Source organism: Mycobacterium sp. 1164985.4, assembly GCF_001668575.1.
Lineage (GTDB): Bacteria > Actinomycetota > Actinomycetes > Mycobacteriales > Mycobacteriaceae > Mycobacterium.
On sequence record NZ_LZMD01000011.1, the window covers coordinates 54,897 to 69,940 of the forward strand.

17 protein-coding genes are annotated in these 15,044 nt (G+C 66.1%); 9 read left to right on the plus strand and 8 right to left on the minus strand.

Translation table 11 applies throughout. The annotated features are described in order from the left end of the window. The first annotated feature begins 45 nt into the window (after nt 1-45). Nucleotides 46-1,392, plus strand: a complete 1,347-nt coding sequence (locus tag A5650_RS00790; RefSeq protein ID WP_067285315.1) for an aromatic ring-hydroxylating oxygenase subunit alpha — start codon at nt 46-48, stop codon at nt 1,390-1,392. Continuing rightward, the gene (locus tag A5650_RS00795) at nt 1,364-1,999 is read left to right on the plus strand and encodes a TetR/AcrR family transcriptional regulator (RefSeq protein WP_067285360.1); all 636 of its coding nucleotides are present in this window, start codon (nt 1,364-1,366) and stop codon (nt 1,997-1,999) included. The genes A5650_RS00790 and A5650_RS00795 overlap by 29 nt, the downstream gene beginning before the upstream one ends. 4 nt (nt 2,000-2,003) lie before the next feature. Here the strand turns inward: A5650_RS00795 and A5650_RS00800 are convergent, their stop codons facing one another. Genes A5650_RS00800 through A5650_RS00815 form a run of 4 tightly spaced genes read right to left on the minus strand, consistent with a single transcriptional unit; the run spans nt 2,004 to nt 6,856 of the window. After that, the gene (locus A5650_RS00800) at nt 2,004-2,414 is read right to left on the minus strand and encodes a Zn-ribbon domain-containing OB-fold protein (RefSeq protein ID WP_067285317.1); all 411 of its coding nucleotides are present in this window, start codon (nt 2,412-2,414) and stop codon (nt 2,004-2,006) included. Between the two features lie 2 nt (nt 2,415-2,416). Continuing rightward, nucleotides 2,417-3,625, minus strand: coding sequence for a thiolase family protein (locus A5650_RS00805; RefSeq protein WP_067285319.1), 1,209 nt, complete (start codon nt 3,623-3,625; stop codon nt 2,417-2,419). A gap of 19 nt (nt 3,626-3,644) precedes the next feature. After that, nucleotides 3,645-5,858, minus strand: coding sequence for an acyl-CoA dehydrogenase family protein (locus A5650_RS00810; RefSeq protein WP_067285321.1), 2,214 nt, complete (start codon nt 5,856-5,858; stop codon nt 3,645-3,647). Next, a complete protein-coding gene (locus tag A5650_RS00815; RefSeq protein ID WP_067285322.1) occupies nt 5,855-6,856 on the minus strand; it encodes an NAD-dependent epimerase/dehydratase family protein in 1,002 nt (333 codons plus the stop codon). Before A5650_RS00815 ends, A5650_RS00810 begins: the two co-directional genes overlap by 4 nt. Before the next feature lie 121 nt (nt 6,857-6,977). Between A5650_RS00815 and A5650_RS00820 the strand changes: the two genes are divergently transcribed. Next, the gene (locus A5650_RS00820) at nt 6,978-7,550 is read left to right on the plus strand and encodes a TetR/AcrR family transcriptional regulator (RefSeq protein ID WP_067085999.1); all 573 of its coding nucleotides are present in this window, start codon (nt 6,978-6,980) and stop codon (nt 7,548-7,550) included. Beyond that, nucleotides 7,547-8,413 (plus strand): alpha/beta fold hydrolase, encoded by an 867-nt coding sequence (locus A5650_RS00825; protein WP_067285362.1) that lies wholly within the window; start codon nt 7,547-7,549, stop codon nt 8,411-8,413. The genes A5650_RS00820 and A5650_RS00825 overlap by 4 nt, the downstream gene beginning before the upstream one ends. 19 nt (nt 8,414-8,432) lie before the next feature. Here A5650_RS00825 and A5650_RS00830 read toward each other — a convergent pair whose 3' ends face one another. Both A5650_RS00830 and A5650_RS00835 read right to left on the minus strand, forming a co-directional pair. Beyond that, nucleotides 8,433-9,041, minus strand: a complete 609-nt coding sequence (locus tag A5650_RS00830; RefSeq protein WP_067285324.1) for a sensor domain-containing protein — start codon at nt 9,039-9,041, stop codon at nt 8,433-8,435. Nucleotides 9,042-9,112: 71 nt separating this feature from the next. Beyond that, the gene (locus A5650_RS00835) at nt 9,113-9,598 is read right to left on the minus strand and encodes an Rv2240c family protein (RefSeq protein WP_231992429.1); all 486 of its coding nucleotides are present in this window, start codon (nt 9,596-9,598) and stop codon (nt 9,113-9,115) included. Nucleotides 9,599-10,030: 432 nt separating this feature from the next. On the opposite strand from A5650_RS00835, the gene A5650_RS00840 reads away from it, so the two are divergent. From A5650_RS00840 to A5650_RS00855, 4 genes are all read left to right on the plus strand, one after another. Further along, complete coding sequence (locus A5650_RS00840) at nt 10,031-10,717, plus strand: MspA family porin (protein ID WP_067285329.1); 687 nt, start codon at nt 10,031-10,033, stop codon at nt 10,715-10,717. A gap of 18 nt (nt 10,718-10,735) precedes the next feature. Continuing rightward, on the plus strand, nt 10,736-11,416 hold the full coding sequence (locus A5650_RS00845) for an MspA family porin (RefSeq protein ID WP_067285331.1): 681 nt from the start codon (nt 10,736-10,738) through the stop codon (nt 11,414-11,416). Between the two features lie 3 nt (nt 11,417-11,419). Next, nucleotides 11,420-12,061 carry a hypothetical protein gene (locus A5650_RS00850; protein WP_067285333.1) on the plus strand — a complete coding sequence of 214 codons (642 nt, stop codon included), beginning with the start codon at nt 11,420-11,422 and terminating at the stop codon, nt 12,059-12,061. Between the two features lie 216 nt (nt 12,062-12,277). Continuing rightward, nucleotides 12,278-13,123: a mycofactocin-coupled SDR family oxidoreductase gene (locus A5650_RS00855; protein WP_067285335.1), complete on the plus strand. Its 846-nt coding sequence runs from the start codon at nt 12,278-12,280 to the stop codon at nt 13,121-13,123. Nucleotides 13,124-13,127: 4 nt separating this feature from the next. On the opposite strand, the gene A5650_RS00860 is transcribed toward A5650_RS00855, so the two are convergent. Then, the gene (locus A5650_RS00860) at nt 13,128-13,979 is read right to left on the minus strand and encodes an SDR family oxidoreductase (protein WP_067285337.1); all 852 of its coding nucleotides are present in this window, start codon (nt 13,977-13,979) and stop codon (nt 13,128-13,130) included. Nucleotides 13,980-14,235: 256 nt separating this feature from the next. Here A5650_RS00860 and A5650_RS00865 point away from each other — a divergent pair, with 256 nt between their 5' ends. Beyond that, nucleotides 14,236-14,499 (plus strand): hypothetical protein, encoded by a 264-nt coding sequence (locus A5650_RS00865; protein ID WP_067285339.1) that lies wholly within the window; start codon nt 14,236-14,238, stop codon nt 14,497-14,499. A gap of 80 nt (nt 14,500-14,579) precedes the next feature. Here the strand turns inward: A5650_RS00865 and A5650_RS27050 are convergent. Further along, a partial coding sequence (locus A5650_RS27050; protein ID WP_231992431.1) for an HNH endonuclease signature motif containing protein occupies nt 14,580-15,044 on the minus strand: 465 nt, incomplete at its 5' end.

The following is a 15,044-nucleotide window of genomic DNA, read 5'->3' on the forward strand; positions in this document are numbered from 1 at the left end:
CACCGTTACAGAGGGCTTGGCGGCGACTTCGAAAGGACACCGTTCGTGACGCACACTGCGCAAGAAGTCCGGCGCGAAGACGCGATCGGCGTCCCGCCCGCACGACCGACCCTGGTGCCCGCCGAGCGGTATTACTCTCCCTCGTTCGCGCAACTGGAGATCGAACGCATGTGGCCGAAGGTGTGGCAACTGGCGTGCACGGTCGACCACGTCGCGGAGCCCGGCGACTACTTCGAGTACCGCTGCGGGCCGTATTCGGTGCTGATCGTGCGCGGGGACGACGGTGTCCTGCGCGCGTTCCAGAATGTGTGCAGGCACCGCGGCAACTCGCTGTGCTCCGGCTCTGGCGCGGGCCTGCGTGAACTGCGGTGCGGCTACCACGGGTGGACCTGGGACCTCGGTGGAGCGCTGCGGCGAGTGCCGAACCGCAAGGGATTCGGCGCACTGCAAATGTCCGAGCTGCCCCTCGTTCCGGTGGCCGTCGACGCTTGGGAGCGGCTGGTCTTCGTCAACCTGGACGTCGACGCGATGCCACTGCTCGACTACCTGGAGGAGATGCCCGCCGACGTGAAGTGGTGCGGGCTCGGCGACTTCCGCTGCTACGCCACTATGACGATCGAGGTGGACGCGAATTGGAAGACGATCGCCGACGGGTATAGCGAGACGTACCACATTCAGACCCTGCACCCCGAGCTGCACCGATGCATGGACGATGTCTATGCGCCGCAGACGATCTGGGGTCACACCGGAAAATCCGAACAGGTCTACGGAGTTCCGAGCCCGCATCTCAAACAGTCCCTGCGCGACGACGAAGTGTGGGACGCGTACGTGTGCACACAGGGCGCACTCATGGGCGTCGAAGAGGGCACACCACTACCCGAGGATCGTGAACCCGGCGCATCGGTGGCCGATGTGATCGCTGCCCGCACCCGCGCGTTCGCCGCCTCCAGGGGCGTCGACCTCGGCTGGGCGAACACCGACGAGGTCATGCGTCTGCACCAGTACAACGTGTTCCCGAACATGACACTGCTGATGAACGCCGACCACCTCACGGTGATGACATCACACCCGGGGACCGACCCGGACCACGGCGAGTTGGTGATGCTGCTGTGGTCCCGGATGGCGCCCGGCGCACCCCGCACCAAGCCCGTAGACGTGCGGATGAGCGCCGACGAAGCACACCCCGGACTTGTGCTCACACAAGATATTTCGGTGTTGTCAGGATTGCAGCGTGGTCTACATCAGCCGGGCTTCACGCATCTGACCCTGTCCAACGAGGAGCGTCGCGTGATCAACATGCACCGCAACCTCGAACGTTATCTCGACCTGCCCGAGTCTGACCGCATGACCGGGGGTGACCACGGTGCCGTCACAGCGCAGAACGACCGCTAGAGGCCAGGAGGCGGTCAGCGCCGACGTCATCCTCGACACCGCCGCCACGATGATCGAACTCCACGGCGTCGACAAATTCACCATGCGCGGGCTGGCCGAGCAGCTCGGCGTGGCGGTGACGTCGATCTACTGGCACGTCGGCGGCCGCGACAAGCTGCTCGACGGTCTCGTGGGCCGGTTACTCGACGAGATGGCGCATCTACCGGCCGTCGGCGACAACGCGGTGGATCGCATCGCGTCGCTTGCCCACGCTCAACGCCGGGCGCTGATCAGCAGGCAACATCTGCTTGCCATCGCGCATGAGCGGGACCAGACGCCGCGGTTGTTCCTGCCGGTTCAACGTGCCCTGGCGGCGCAGCTGGCCGAACTGGGGGTGACGGGCCACGACGCGGCGCTGGTGCTGCGTGCGATCGAGGTGCACGTCATTTCCTCTGCGGTGATGCAGTTCTCGGCCGTGCGTGGTGAGAAGCACGACGAGGAGGACCCCTCACTGTGGACCGACGATTGGCCCGACAGGGCCCTCGTCGAGGCGCTACAGTCGCCGACCGACTACGACGCGGTGTTCGCGTACGGGTTGGAGGCGCTGCTGGCTCCGCTGCGGCGATGACCGGCTACGCGGGTGCGTAGCGCAGCATCGTCACGTCATGCTCGGGGTAGTCGAAGAACACCGGCCTGACCCGCATTCCGACTCTCAGCTCGTCGGGATCGACCTCGACCAGTTCGGTGGAAAAGCGCGGTCCCTCATCCCATTCGACGATCGCGAGCAGCTGGGGCACGGCGTCGGCGAAGTGTGGCCCGACGGGTCTGCGCGCCACCGTGTACGAGTACAGGGTCCCCATCCCCGAAATCTCACGCCACTCGAGATCATCGGCGAGGGTGCGTGGTGTCCGCACCCGCGGATAGAACACGTAGGTGTCCGACGACGGCGAGTACTGGATCACGATGCGGTGTTGGGCCAGCGCGTCCCAAAACGGCGCGGTAGTCGGCGTTTTGACTGGCATCGGCCGCTCGAAGGTCATCATCGTCAGTCTCCCTCGAGAATCAGGGCGGTCTGTTCGGACAGGATCCCGCCGTTACCGGACACGAACGCACGGTTGCAATCGGCCACCTGGGCCGCCTCGGCACGACCCATGATCTGGCGGGCGGCGTCGCACACGTGGTGCATCCCGCCCGCGAGGCCGGCCTGGCCGAATCCCAGCTGACCGCCGGCGGTGTTGAGAGGGAAGTCGCCGCGGAAAGTCAGGTCGTGATCGGCGACGAACTGCATTCCCTTTCCCTTCTCGCAGAAGCCCGCGTCCTCCAGCGAGAGCAGCACGGTGATCGTGTAGCAGTCGTAGATCGAGACCATGTCCATCTCGGCCCGCGTGAGATCGGTCATGCCGAAGGCGGTTTCGGCTGCCTCCGCCATCGGCGTGTGCAGAAGATCGGCTGCGTAGGTGGGGGTCTTGAACGGGACGTGTTCGCCGAAGCCCCTGATCCATACCGGCCGGTTGCGTGCCCGCTTGGCGACGTCCGCACTCGCGACGACCACCGCGGCGCCGCCGACACACGGCATCACGATCTCGAGCATGTGCAACGGGTCCGCGATGACGGGGCTGGCCAGAACCTCGTCGACGGTGAGCGGTTTGTCCTTCCAAATCGCGCCTTTGGTGTGATTGGCGTTGACCCGTTGGTCGACAACGATCTTGGCCATCGCCCGCTCGTCGTAACCGTAGACCGCGCCGTAGCGGGTGGCGACCTGGCCGTACGGCCCGTTCTGGCCGAGGTTGCCGTAAGGAATCTCGAACTCTGCCTGCGGAGACCCGTACTGATTACTCGACGAGCCGAAGAACACCGCATCCACCAACGGCTTCGGCTTCTTCTCCGACATCGGCGTGATGTAGCGCGCGGGCAGGGCGCACAGCACGACGTCGCAGATCCCCAATTCGATCGCCGCCGCGGCCCGCCACACCATCGCGGCTGCGCTTGCACCGCCCAAATCGACCAGCTCGGCGAAATTGGCTCTCACACCCAGGTATTCGGCGATCGTCGACGGCACGAAGATCTCCGACTCCGCCAGATGCGATGTGACGATGCCGTTGACGAAATCGCCGGAGAGCCCGGCATCCGCGAGCGCCGCCGACCCCAGCTCGGCCCATTGCTCGAGGGTGAATGGCGCGGGGGCGGCCGTGTTCATCCGCTCGGGCGGGAGTTCGACATAACCGACGATCGCGGCTTCACCACGTAGTCCCATGCGTGTCCTTCCCGATTCGTTACCTGCGCGGAAGCCCGAGGATCATCTGGGCGATGATGTTGAGCTGAATCTCCTTGGTACCTCCACCGATCAGTTCGGCGGGCACCCGCAGATACGGCTGCACGACGTCGGCGTCGGCGGCCATCGCCGACCTTCCCGCGGAGCCGAGAGTCGCCGGGAAGGTACGTCGCAGCAGCACGTTCATCGCGACCTTTGCGATGCTCGACGCCGGGCCCGAACCCTGTCCATCGAGCAGACGGATGGTCTCGCGCACGCCCAGTGCCTTGATCGCGTTGGCATATGCGTCGAGTTCGCCGAGTTCGCGCATGGTGTCGTCGCGGTTGGGTGTGGCGGTGGCCCGGCGCAGTGGTGCAGACCGGTCGTACTGCACGTAACCGCTGATCGCCGAACGCTCTTCGGCCATGGTGGCGATGGCCAGGGCCCAGCCTCCGGTCGGTTCGCCGAGCAGCATCTCGTCGGGGACGAAGACATCGTCGAGCCAGACCTCGTTGAACTCCTGTTCCCCGCTGGCATGTTTAATCGGCTGCACCTCGATTCCGGGCGAGCGCATGCCGACGATGAAGTAGCCGATACCGCGGTGTTTCGGCACGGTCGGATCCGTTCGTGCCAATAGTGCGCCGTAGTCGGCCCGGTGTGCCGACGAGGTCCAGATCTTGTGCCCGTTGATGCGCCATCCGCCGTCGACCTTGGTCGCCCGAGTGGCCAGCGCGGCGAGATCGGAACCGGCCCCCGACTCGCTGAACAGCTGACACCACGCAAGCTCACCGCGTTGGGTGGGCGGGATCAGCCGTTGCTGCAAGTCTTTTGACCCGGCCTTGATCAGAGACGGCAGAATCCACTCGGCGATCCCCAGCGACGGTCGCGTCAGCGTCGGGCGCTTGTTGAACTCCTCGTCGATGATCAGTTGCTGCAGCGGGCTGGCCTCGATGCCCCAGGGCGGGGGCCAGTGAGGCGCGATCAGCCCCGCTTCGGCGATCGCCGAGCGCTGCGGGCCGGTGGCGAAGTGCTCGTAGTCGCCTTGGCGGCCCTGGCCGTCGTTGCGTAGCGCCGCCGCGTTGTCGAGCGTTTCGGCGACGCCTGCGCGGAAGTCGGCCTCGGCGTCACCGAGGTCGACCGAGAAGTCGCGTTCGGTCGCGGCGGTCAGCTCGCCGAGCCGCCGGGCCCACCCATTCTTGTCACCGATCGACGCGGCGAGGCTGGTGGCACGCCGCCAGTACAGGTGCAGGTCGTGTTCCCACGTGAAACCGATGGCCCCGAACATGGTCAGTGTGTCCAGCGCGAGGTCGGGGCACGGTATGACGGCCATCAGTGCGGCGCCCGCCGTGGCGATCGCCTGCTGGTCGATCGGTTCGGATGCCGCGCGCACCGCATCCCACGTGGCGGCGCTGGCGAGCTCGCTGTTGACCAGAAGCATTGCGGCGCTGTGCTGCAATGCCTGGAACGTGCCGATGAGCTTGCCGAACTGCTCGCGGGTGCGCAGGTGCGTGGTGGCGGCTTCGACACACCACTGCGTGATCCCGGCGGCCATGCTCGCGGTCAGCGCGGTGTTGAGGTATTCGGCACGGTCCGCGTCGATACCGGTGAGCGCGTCGGCCTTGGCAATCGGATAGCCGTCGAGCCGCAGCCTGCCGAGGTCCGTCAGCAGGTCCGTGCCCCCGACGACTTCGACGACGGCCGAGGACTGCGTCGTTTCGACGACGGCCCAGACCTCGCCCCCGTCGTCGGTGGCCGCACAGATCAAAACCATTGTCGCCGTGCAGATCCCCGAAAGTAGATCAGAGTCACCCTCGATCAGCCACCGCTCGCCGTCGTCGCGGGCGATGAACGCTGAGGTGGTCGGCAGCGCGAGCGTGGCCACCTGTCCCTCGGCAAGGCGGGTCAGCAACGCGTCGGCGGATTTCGTCGGCTCGGCCAGCAGCGCGACCGCACCCGTGGCCACCGTCGGCAGCAACGGACCCGGCAGCGACGTCTTGCCTGCCGCTTCGAGCACGCAGGCGGCGTCGAGAAGGGTGCCGCCCTGCCCGCCGTAGTCCTCCGGGAGGTGTACGGCGTGAAAGCCGTTGGCGGCGAAATCCTTCCACCACGTCGGCAGGTGACCCGCGGCGAGCAGGTCGAATGATTCGCGGGTGGCGGCCACCGGGGCTCGCCGCGCCGCGAACTGCGCCACGGCGTCGCTGAGCTCCCGTTGCTCCGGGGTGAGGGCCAGGCTCATACAGACTCCCTGCGAGGTGAGGTTCGAAAGAAGTGCGCGGCCGCGGCGATCGCGTCCGGGGTGGGCGACGGCTGCCAGCCCAGATCGCGGACCGCTTTCGAATGGTCCATCGGGGTCATGATGTGCATCAGCCGGATGTTCAGCGGGGTCAGCATGGTGTCGTGGCCGCGGAGCCGGGCGATCCAACTGCTGGGGTGACTCGCGGCGGCCATCACCGAGATCGGGATACGACGCCGCGGAGGCGCTACCCCGACAGCGTCACAACCGGCTTCGAAGATCTCGCGTGCACTCATCCACCGCTCGGAGACGATGTAGCGCTCGCCGATCCGGCCGGACCGGCCCGCGAGGATCAAGGCACGCGCGGCGTCCTCGATGCCGACGGTCTCGCTCTCGAAGCCGTCGATGTAGAAGGGCATCTTGCCGCGCACGGCAGCCGAGAGCAGTCCACCGTGAGGCGTCGGCAGCCAGTCCCCCGGCCCGTACGTGTTCGACACGCACATCGCGACGGCGGGCAGCGCCTTTTCAGCGCAGTACCGCAGCACCATTCGCTCGGCCTCCACGCGACTGCGAACGTAGGCGCCGCCGACGCCGAGCCAGTTGTGGGCGGTGGTTTCATCGGCCGGGCCGTCGGTGGAGCGACCGATCGTCGCGATCGAACTGGTGAACACGAAGCGATGCAGGTCAACTTCCGCCGCGATATCGAGCACTGCTTTCAGGCCGTCGACGTTGGTGCGCCACATCGGCGCCGGGTCGAGCAGCCACGGACGGGCGTCGACGACGCAGTAGTACACCTCGTCGCATCCGCGGATCGCCGCGCGCACGCTGTCCGGGTCGAATATGTCCCCGCGCCGGATGTCGACGGGCAACCCGTCGATGCCGCGGGTGGAACTGGTCGAGCGGATCAGCACCCGCACGTCATCGCCGCGGGCGACCAGTTGCTTGGTGACATGCGACCCCAGGAAGCCGCTGGCGCCGATGACGAGCTTGGTGGGCGTCACCGGTGGTCGGCCAATCTCGTCCCTCTCCGCTCACACGAGACGCAACGTCTCGTCTTGCCAAAGATTAGGCAGTGCTGTCACCATCTGTAAAGCCGACCCCTGTCAGGAGCGGAGTCAACCGATGGTCACCGAGGCGAAAGCGCCCCGCCGCCGCAACGAGCGGTCCAGGACGGCGATCATCTCAGCCACCAAAGAACTGCTGCTGCAGCGGGGTTTCGACGGGCTGAGCATCGAAGCCGTCGCGGCGCGCGCCGGTGTCGGCAAGCAGACGATCTACCGGTGGTGGCCGAGCCGTCCGGCTCTGGTCGCCGATGTGCTGCTCGAAGATGCGGACAGGATCCTCAAGCCGGTCGCCCACACCGACGACCTCGTGGCCGACCTGAGCAGTTGGTCCGTCAGCCTTGCCGCGACGCTCACAGGCGAACGGGGCAACGCCATGTTGCGGATCCTGACCGTCGCAGGGATCGAGCACGACGACGTCAAAGCGCGAATGCAGGCGGGCTTCAGCGTCCCGTTGCACGAGGGCGTCAAAGCGCGGTTCACGGCCGACGGCCTCGATGATGCAACGTCGCACGCGGCGGCCGACGCCATCGTCGGCGGCATCGTCCACGCAATCCTCACTGAGGGACGATCGTTTCCCAGGAGCCGGGCCGAAGCGATCACACGAACCGTCATCGCCGGAGCATGCCGATGACCGCTTCCCCGAACGTCTTTCGTGTGTCGGGCAGCGACGGGCTGACGATCGTCGCCGACCGGATCGGCGATCCGACAGCACCGGCAGTGGTGTTCTTGCACGGCGGTGGACAGACGCGGCGCTCTTGGGGCCGGGCCGCCGCCGCGGTCGCCGAGCGCGGATGGCAGGCCGTCACCGTGGATCTGCGGGGCCACGGCGAGTCGGACTGGTCCTCCGACGGCGACTACCGGGTCGTCAGCTTCGCCGAAGACGTTCTGAAGGTGCTCGCGGAACTGCCGGCGAAACCCGTACTGGTAGGGGCGTCGCTTGGCGGCATCACGACGATGATCCTCGCCGGTGAACTCGCGCACGGCACGGTCCGCGCGGTAGTGCTGGTCGACATCGTGCCGGACATGGACCCGTCCGGCGCCTCACGCATCCACGACTTCATGGCCGATCGGATGGAGTCGGGGTTCGAGTCGCTCGACGAGGTCGCGGACATGATCGCCGAGTACAACCCGCACCGGCCCAGGCCGAAGGATCTCGACGGGCTCCGGACGAATCTTCGTGAGCGCGACGGACGGTGGTACTGGCACTGGGATCCGAAGTTCATCGACGGAACGGCCGCGTCCCCACCCATCGAAGTGACCGAAGTCGACCGGATGAATGCCGCGGTGGCGTCGATTCTGCGTGACGGTGTGCCGGTGCTTCTCGTGCGGGGCCAGATGAGCGACCTCGTCACCGAGGACCGTGCCCAAGAGTTCATCGGCCGCTTCCCGGAGATCGAGTTCGTCGACGTCGGCGGCGCTGGGCATATGGTCGCCGGCGACCGCAACGACCTCTTCGCCGAGGCGGTCGTCGATTTCGTCATCCGCCGCGGCTAGCGTCGCCGGATCGGTGCGCTCATCTCGGCATCCTGGCCTCGATGCGGTCCGCGACGTCGGCCGCCCTCGTCATAGGCTGCGCGGGAGGCGTGCATGCGACAACATCGATGATTACGTTGGCGGCGGCTTGGAGAACGTGTTGGCAGGACCGCATCTGCCCTCCGTCATCACGCGCGTACGGCATGGCGAGCCGATCATCGGTTTGCGTCAGTTCCCCACTACGCCACGCGGGCAACTTATGATTGTTGACGTTGATCGTGACGTTGTGGTGGGTGCAATTGCTCCAGCGGTCCGCCGATTCGGTCAGGAAGTCATGGGCGCCCGCCGCAGTGCGGTACGAGATCACCGACTGCACGACCAGATCTTCCCATTGATCGGTGTCCGGCGTCCGCAACATCTGCTGGCGCACCGCCTTCCAATGGCTGGGATCGTAGACCGACGCCTCATCGGGCTGCCACACACCGAGGCAACTCAGATTGGGCAGCAGAGGGCGATGATCGCCCATCGACGTGATGAGCGGATGGGCACGCATCGAACTCGTGCCCATGACGGCGTCGACCTCAGCGATGTCCAACAACACGCGGCCGACCGCGATATCAGAGACCAGAGCAGGAGGCGCGGAGCCCATCGAGTGTGCGACGCATCCAACGGGTCCCGTTATGAGGGCGAGAAGTCCTATGCCACAACGCAATATGCGACTCACGCGTGAGTACCTGCCGCGGCACACGCCTTCTGCACCTGTGTCGCCCGGTTGTTCATCTCGGTGGCGGTGCTGTTCAAGCCTTCGCCTGACATCCGGAGTCCCATTTTCATGAGCAGTTTCGTTGCACCAAGCGACCACACCCGCATGGGTTGGGCGATATCTGGCGCGAGCCCCGGCGTATTGGCCGCATTCATGGCCAGAGCGGCGGACTCGCGCAAAGCGGTACGTCCGGTCACGTTGCTGCTCGCCACTGCCGGGTCGCGGTAACCGGAGCCTTCGAAGGAATCGGCGAAGTCACTGTAGTAAGAAGAACTTCCGTCGAGTACCGATGCAAATTGTGAACAGGCAGACACGGCAGCCGGATCGGCATTGTCCGATGTGGGTGCTGGGGCGACCTGGATGGTCGCCGGCGCCGACGGGTCGGCAGCGAGGTCGTCGGCCCATGCGGCAGGCGCCAGGGACAAACCGACGACGGCCGACACCAATAAGGTTGTCGCTCGTAGATGTAGTCGGCGTGATGTCACGTTCCCTCATTCGGTTGGTTATTTGCTGTGTGCGGCGTGAAAGGAGCAGCGACGCTGCTGACCGAGTAGCGCCACGTCAGGATCGCTTGCCGCTGCGCAGGCGCCACGATCTCGCCAACGGTCGGCGCTCGAAGTGTCTTCTTCCTGAATGCGGTTAGAACATCCGCCGCACAGTCGCTGTCGATCAGCGGTCCGTCAGCTGTCAAAGTCCTTGTGGTTAGCTTCATTTTCGCTGGCGATGTCGTTGTTCCAGGACGAATAGAAAATGCTTGATCGTGCAGCGGAGACTGTTTCGTCTCCGTTCACCTGATGGCAATACGGCCATTAGAAGCTCCGTCACGACAGATCCATTGGAAACACGTCGTTCCGAACTGAGAGGCCCACTTGACAATGCTGAACCGATTTGCCGTGTTGGCCGCCGTCTGCGTCATCCCGGCCGGGGCTACACCCCTCGCGGCGGCCGATCCGCCTCCGCCGCCGGAGCCGGAGCCGGTTGTACCGGCGAACGCCACGAATCCGCTTCCACCCGAGGGCGCCGTACCGTCCGCACCGCCCGGAATTCTGGACACTCCGGATGGTTGGCACCTCGAGGTCGCGGGCAGCAACGAGACCCAGTTCCCAGTGGCGCCACTGACCACCGCCATCACCTCACGTGAGTACCTAGTCGCGGGCACCTTCACCGGTCGGATCACCGGCAGCGGATCGACCAAGCTGGCGGGCGGGCAGATGGAAGCCGGAGAGCAGATTGGCTGCGGCATCGTCTCCGACGAGACCGAGATCAACCCGATCGCAAGCTTCACGCCCGGTACCAACATCCCCTTCACCGGAAACGTCACCGGCGCTTTCGGAGTCGCTCTTGAGGGCAAGGTGTACCTCAAACCCGGTCAGGTGACCACCATCGCGGTCGACAAGAAGAAGTTCAAAGGTACGGAGACGCGCATCACGATCACCGGTGTGCGAATAAAGACCGACCAGTGTGCCGGGCAGTCCTTCATCCGCTCGTACGCCACGCTGACGAGCTCGACCGACAACACCGACGACGTCGTCACGTATCTCGGTGTCACCAAGGCAGTTTGACCCGGCCGGAAGGAGAACATGTTGAATCGAATCGCCACAGTCCTAGCCGCCACCGTGATCATCGCGAACGGCGCGACACCACTCGCAGCGGCTCAGCCGCCGCCTCCCCCGCCGCCGGGCGGCGCCGCACCGCCGCCGCCGGACACCGGCGTAGTCGCCTCGGCTCCGCCCGGCGTGGTCGTCACTCCCGACGGCTGGATCCTGAATGTGGTCGGCAGCAATGAAAGTCAGTTGCCGGTTGCACCACTGACGACCGCGACGTCCTCACGTGAATACCTCGCCGCGGGGACATTCACCGGCACGGTGACCGGCGGCGGCAGCACCACCCTGAGCGGGGGCACACTCGAAGTCGGATACCAAATCGGTTGCGGCATCGAGCTCGGCCAGGTCCGGCTGATCGGCCAAGCCGGTATCGGCACGAGCGGCTCATCCCTCACCGGCGGATTGATTCCCACCGGCGCGACGCTACCGATCTCGGGCAAAATCGAGGTCCACCCCAAGCCTGGCACCGTGTCCACCGTTACGGTCGACAAAAAGGAATACAAGGCCGCACCCGTGCGAGTCACGCTCAAAGACACCCACATCAAGGTCGACGGCTGCGTTGGCCAGTCCTTTATGCGCTCGTATGCCACGCTGACGAGCGCAACCACAGACACCGACGACGTAGTCGCCTATTACGGCGTCACCAAGGCGGTCTGAGGCATGGGGGCGAACTCGGCGGCCGTTTCGGTCGCGGGACTCTGGGCGGCCGGCGCGGTGGCCGCCAGTGCGGCGATCATCTTCTGCGCGCTAGCGTACGCGGACCCGGCGCCACCGGTGCCGCCGGCGCCGGGCCAGTCACCGCCCGGGCCGACCGTGCCGGTAGCCGGTGCGCCGTTGGGGCCCAGCGGACTGGCGGTGCTGGGGCAAGCCGGAGACCCGACACCAGGACCGCTCGGCGCCCCGCACGTGCCGGGCCTCGACGCGAGCACGGTGCTCGGCCAAAACGTCGCACCCGCGGCGCCCGGAGCCGGCCCCGGCGTCTCGCCGAACCTGAAGATCTTCAATAACTCATACGGGATCGCGCAGAACATTGCACCCGCCGCGCCGGGCGAGGGTGTGCAGTTCGACGTCCCACCCGGAAGGGAAAACGCCGACGTCAGCAGGCGGGAGTGGTTCGGCAGATACATAGATATGTACCGGGCAGGCATGCTCAAAGGCGGACTCCTCGGCCAGATGCCGCAGGACCGACTGGGTCAACCTCTGCCCGGTACGGCGCCGCCCCCTGGCACCAACCTCCCGCCCGGACTGTTTCAGTTCCTGCCGAAGTCGCCCGGCCCGGATGCTCCTTCCGCGCCAGGGTGACGCACCGGACGACTCTGGAGCCCACGCGGCGGCGGTACCCTGCCCATCCGATTGGCCTTGTTGCGGATGGCCGGTCTGAAGTAGCCGCAAGGCATGTACTTCTGAAGACCGGTCAGGGTCGCCGTCGCGCACGAGACCGGGCATGCGTTGAAGTACGTCCGGAGGCCACGGTTACCGTGTTTGACTGATCGCTGCTTCCTTTCGCGAAAGGCCGCAATGGCAGAGAACAGGGTCGGTCGTGTGGCCGGCAAGGTCGCCTTCATCACCGGCGCCGCCCGCGGTCAGGGCCGCGAGCACGCGGTCCGGCTGGCGGAGGAGGGAGCCGACATCATCGCCGTCGACGTCTGCGATGACATCGACGCTGCCGGATACCCCGGCCCCACCGAGACGGACCTCGCCGACACCGCGGCGCTGGTCGAGAAGTCGGGTCGCCGCATCGTGATCGAGAAGGCCGATGTGCGCGATCTCGCGGCCCTCCGCACCGTCCTGGACAGCGGAGTCGGCGAACTCGGCCCGGTCGACATCGTGGTGGCGAATGCGGGTATCAGCGCCGATCCCGCGCCGGCCGCGATGATCGCGGAATCCGCCTGGCAGACAATGCTCGACATCAACGTGACCGGTGTGTGGCACACCGTGAAGGCCGCCCTGCCGCATATGACCAACGGTGGCGGGTCGATCATATTGGTCAGCTCGATGCTGGGGCTGCGCGGCGGTGGCTACATGGCCCACTACGCGTCGGCCAAGCATGCCGTGGTCGGCTTGATGAACTCGCTGGCCAACGAGCTTGCGCCACAGTGGATCAGGGTCAACTCGATCCATCCCGGCAACATCCTGACACCGATGATCGACAACGACCACTTCCGTCGCACGGTGCGCCCGGACCTCACGGATCCGACGATGGAAGACACCACGCAGGTGATCGGCCACTTTCACATGCTGCCGAAACCGGTGATCGAGGCGCGTGCCGTGAGCAACGCGGTGTTGTTCCTGGCATCCGACGAATCGCAGTACATCACCGGAGCGGCGTTGCCGGTCGATGCGGGGGCTGTCGCCAAGTTCTGATTTTCTACTTGGTGGCCTTGAACCTCGCGAACCGCCACAGGTACGTCGGCAGCCGGCGAGCGGGCACACTCTTGGGCCAGTCCCGTGCGCGGAAGTAGGCGTCGGACCCACCGTCGACGAAAACGATGCTGCCGCAGAGGAAGTCGGCGGAGTCCGACATCATGAACAGCATCCAGTCGGCGAGGTGAGAGGGATCTCCGAAGCCGCCGATGGGTACCGGGAAGGCGTTGACCGCCTTGGCTTCGCGTGGCGTCGCCAGTTGCTTCTCCAGCAGTGGGGTCATGATGGCACCCGGGGCCAGCGCGTTGAGGCGGATCCCCGCTCCGGCCCACTCCGGCGTCACGGCGGTACGGCGAACCCAGTGGGAGACCGCGATTTTTGAGGCGGCATAGCCGATCGACGGGGCGGCGGGACCGAGCAGTTTCAGGGAGCGGGCCGCCCTGTCGGTATCGTTCGCCAGCAGCGCGCGCACCGTGCGTCGCGGGACGGCGGGCGTGGTGGTCGTCGAATTGCTGCCGATAACCACGACTTTGGCCCGATCCGCGGCGGCGAAGGCGGGTCGCCACGCCTGGAGCAGGTCGACCACACCGCGATAGTTGACCTCGAATATTCTCCGCGTGCTGTCCTTCCCGGGTGTCGGACCGATTCCGGCGGCCAACACTGCGCCGTCGAGTCGATCCGCCGTCGTCAGCACCTGGTCAGCCGCGGCCCGGCGGCCGTCGGCCGTCGATAGATCGGCGACCACGTCACCTTCCTTGAGGTCGACCGCAATGACGGTGTGACCGTGCGCCTTCAGCTTGGTGGCAGCCTGCTGCCCCATGCCGGATGCGGCTCCCGTGACGACGTACACGCCCATTTCGACTATCCCCTACTGTCGCTGCCGCGGATTCACCCGGCGTCGACGGGCAGCGTATCGGTGGTCTCGTCTGCGGCGTCTCGAAGGTCTCGCTGGTGAACGTCGGATCGACGGATCCTTGCGCTGATCGACGTGTCCTTGCGCTCCCGCGGCACAGATGCTGATCCCGCTTCTTGGGATCGGTAGCGCCCGCCACTGGCTGTACTTCAGTCGCAACGAAGCCACTCCGGCAACGTGATGACGAGAAGGAACCGCAATGAACATCGTCCCCGCCTCCCTCGAAGCGCAGGTCAGCCGTGTGGACCGGACGTACAGCCTGGTCATCGCCATCAGCGCGGGGCTGACCGCGCTCTGGTCGCTCTACCGCGTGCTTTGGCTCTTCTACGCCACGGCGACGTTCTCCAGCATCGGGTGGTCGCCGGTCTCGCTGGTGATGCCGCTCGTGCTGTGGCTCGCGATCGGCCTCACCGCCGGCTATGTCGCCGCAGTCTTCCTGATTCGGTACAACAAACAACCTTGACCGCGGGCACCGGAGGGGTCGCAGCATCGCTGCGGCCCCTTCGACGCTTTCCGGTTCGCCGCCGATTCCACCGGTCAGTGTCAGCCTGTGTCGCGGTGGTCGGGGTCGTCGTCGGTGTCGTCGGGACAGTCTGTTTCGCCGTTGCCGTCGGGACAGTCGGCTTCGTCATCACCGTTGTCGTTGGTGTCGTTGGTGTCGACGTCGATGAGGTAGCGGTGGGGGTGGTGGTAGTTGTTGGTGCGGGCTTGGCCGGCGTCGAGTTGGGGTGGGGGCCGCCATTCGGTGCGCCCGTCTTTGCGGTTACGGGTGCGCCACCCACCAGGGGTGACGCGGCGGTTGTCTGGCCCGCACGCCAGGGTTAGGTCGGTGATGTCGGTGCGCCCACCGGCACCCCAGTCGCCGTTGGCGTGGTGCACCTGGCATTGATAGGCCGGGGCCGTGCACCCGGGGCGGGTGCAGCCGCGGTATTTGGCGAACAACAGCAACCGCTGCGCCTTGGACGCCAACCGGCGCCCCCGCCCCAAAAACAGGGGTTGTTCGGTGGC

Coding starts and splice junctions, on each gene's coding strand:
- A5650_RS00800 (WP_067285317.1), bottom strand. CDS start 2,414: ATGATGACCTTCGAGCGGCCGATGCCAGTCAAAACGCCGACTACCGCG.
- A5650_RS00805 (WP_067285319.1), bottom strand. CDS start 3,625: ATGGGACTACGTGGTGAAGCCGCGATCGTCGGTTATGTCGAACTCCCG.
- A5650_RS00810 (WP_067285321.1), bottom strand. CDS start 5,858: ATGAGCCTGGCCCTCACCCCGGAGCAACGGGAGCTCAGCGACGCCGTG.
- A5650_RS00820 (WP_067085999.1), top strand. CDS start 6,978: ATGGTCACCGAGGCGAAAGCGCCCCGCCGCCGCAACGAGCGGTCCAGG.
- A5650_RS00825 (WP_067285362.1), top strand. CDS start 7,547: ATGACCGCTTCCCCGAACGTCTTTCGTGTGTCGGGCAGCGACGGGCTG.
- A5650_RS00830 (WP_067285324.1), bottom strand. CDS start 9,041: ATGGGCTCCGCGCCTCCTGCTCTGGTCTCTGATATCGCGGTCGGCCGC.
- A5650_RS00840 (WP_067285329.1), top strand. CDS start 10,031: ATGCTGAACCGATTTGCCGTGTTGGCCGCCGTCTGCGTCATCCCGGCC.
- A5650_RS00845 (WP_067285331.1), top strand. CDS start 10,736: ATGTTGAATCGAATCGCCACAGTCCTAGCCGCCACCGTGATCATCGCG.
- A5650_RS00850 (WP_067285333.1), top strand. CDS start 11,420: ATGGGGGCGAACTCGGCGGCCGTTTCGGTCGCGGGACTCTGGGCGGCC.
- A5650_RS00855 (WP_067285335.1), top strand. CDS start 12,278: ATGGCAGAGAACAGGGTCGGTCGTGTGGCCGGCAAGGTCGCCTTCATC.
- A5650_RS00860 (WP_067285337.1), bottom strand. CDS start 13,979: ATGGGCGTGTACGTCGTCACGGGAGCCGCATCCGGCATGGGGCAGCAG.
- A5650_RS00865 (WP_067285339.1), top strand. CDS start 14,236: ATGAACATCGTCCCCGCCTCCCTCGAAGCGCAGGTCAGCCGTGTGGAC.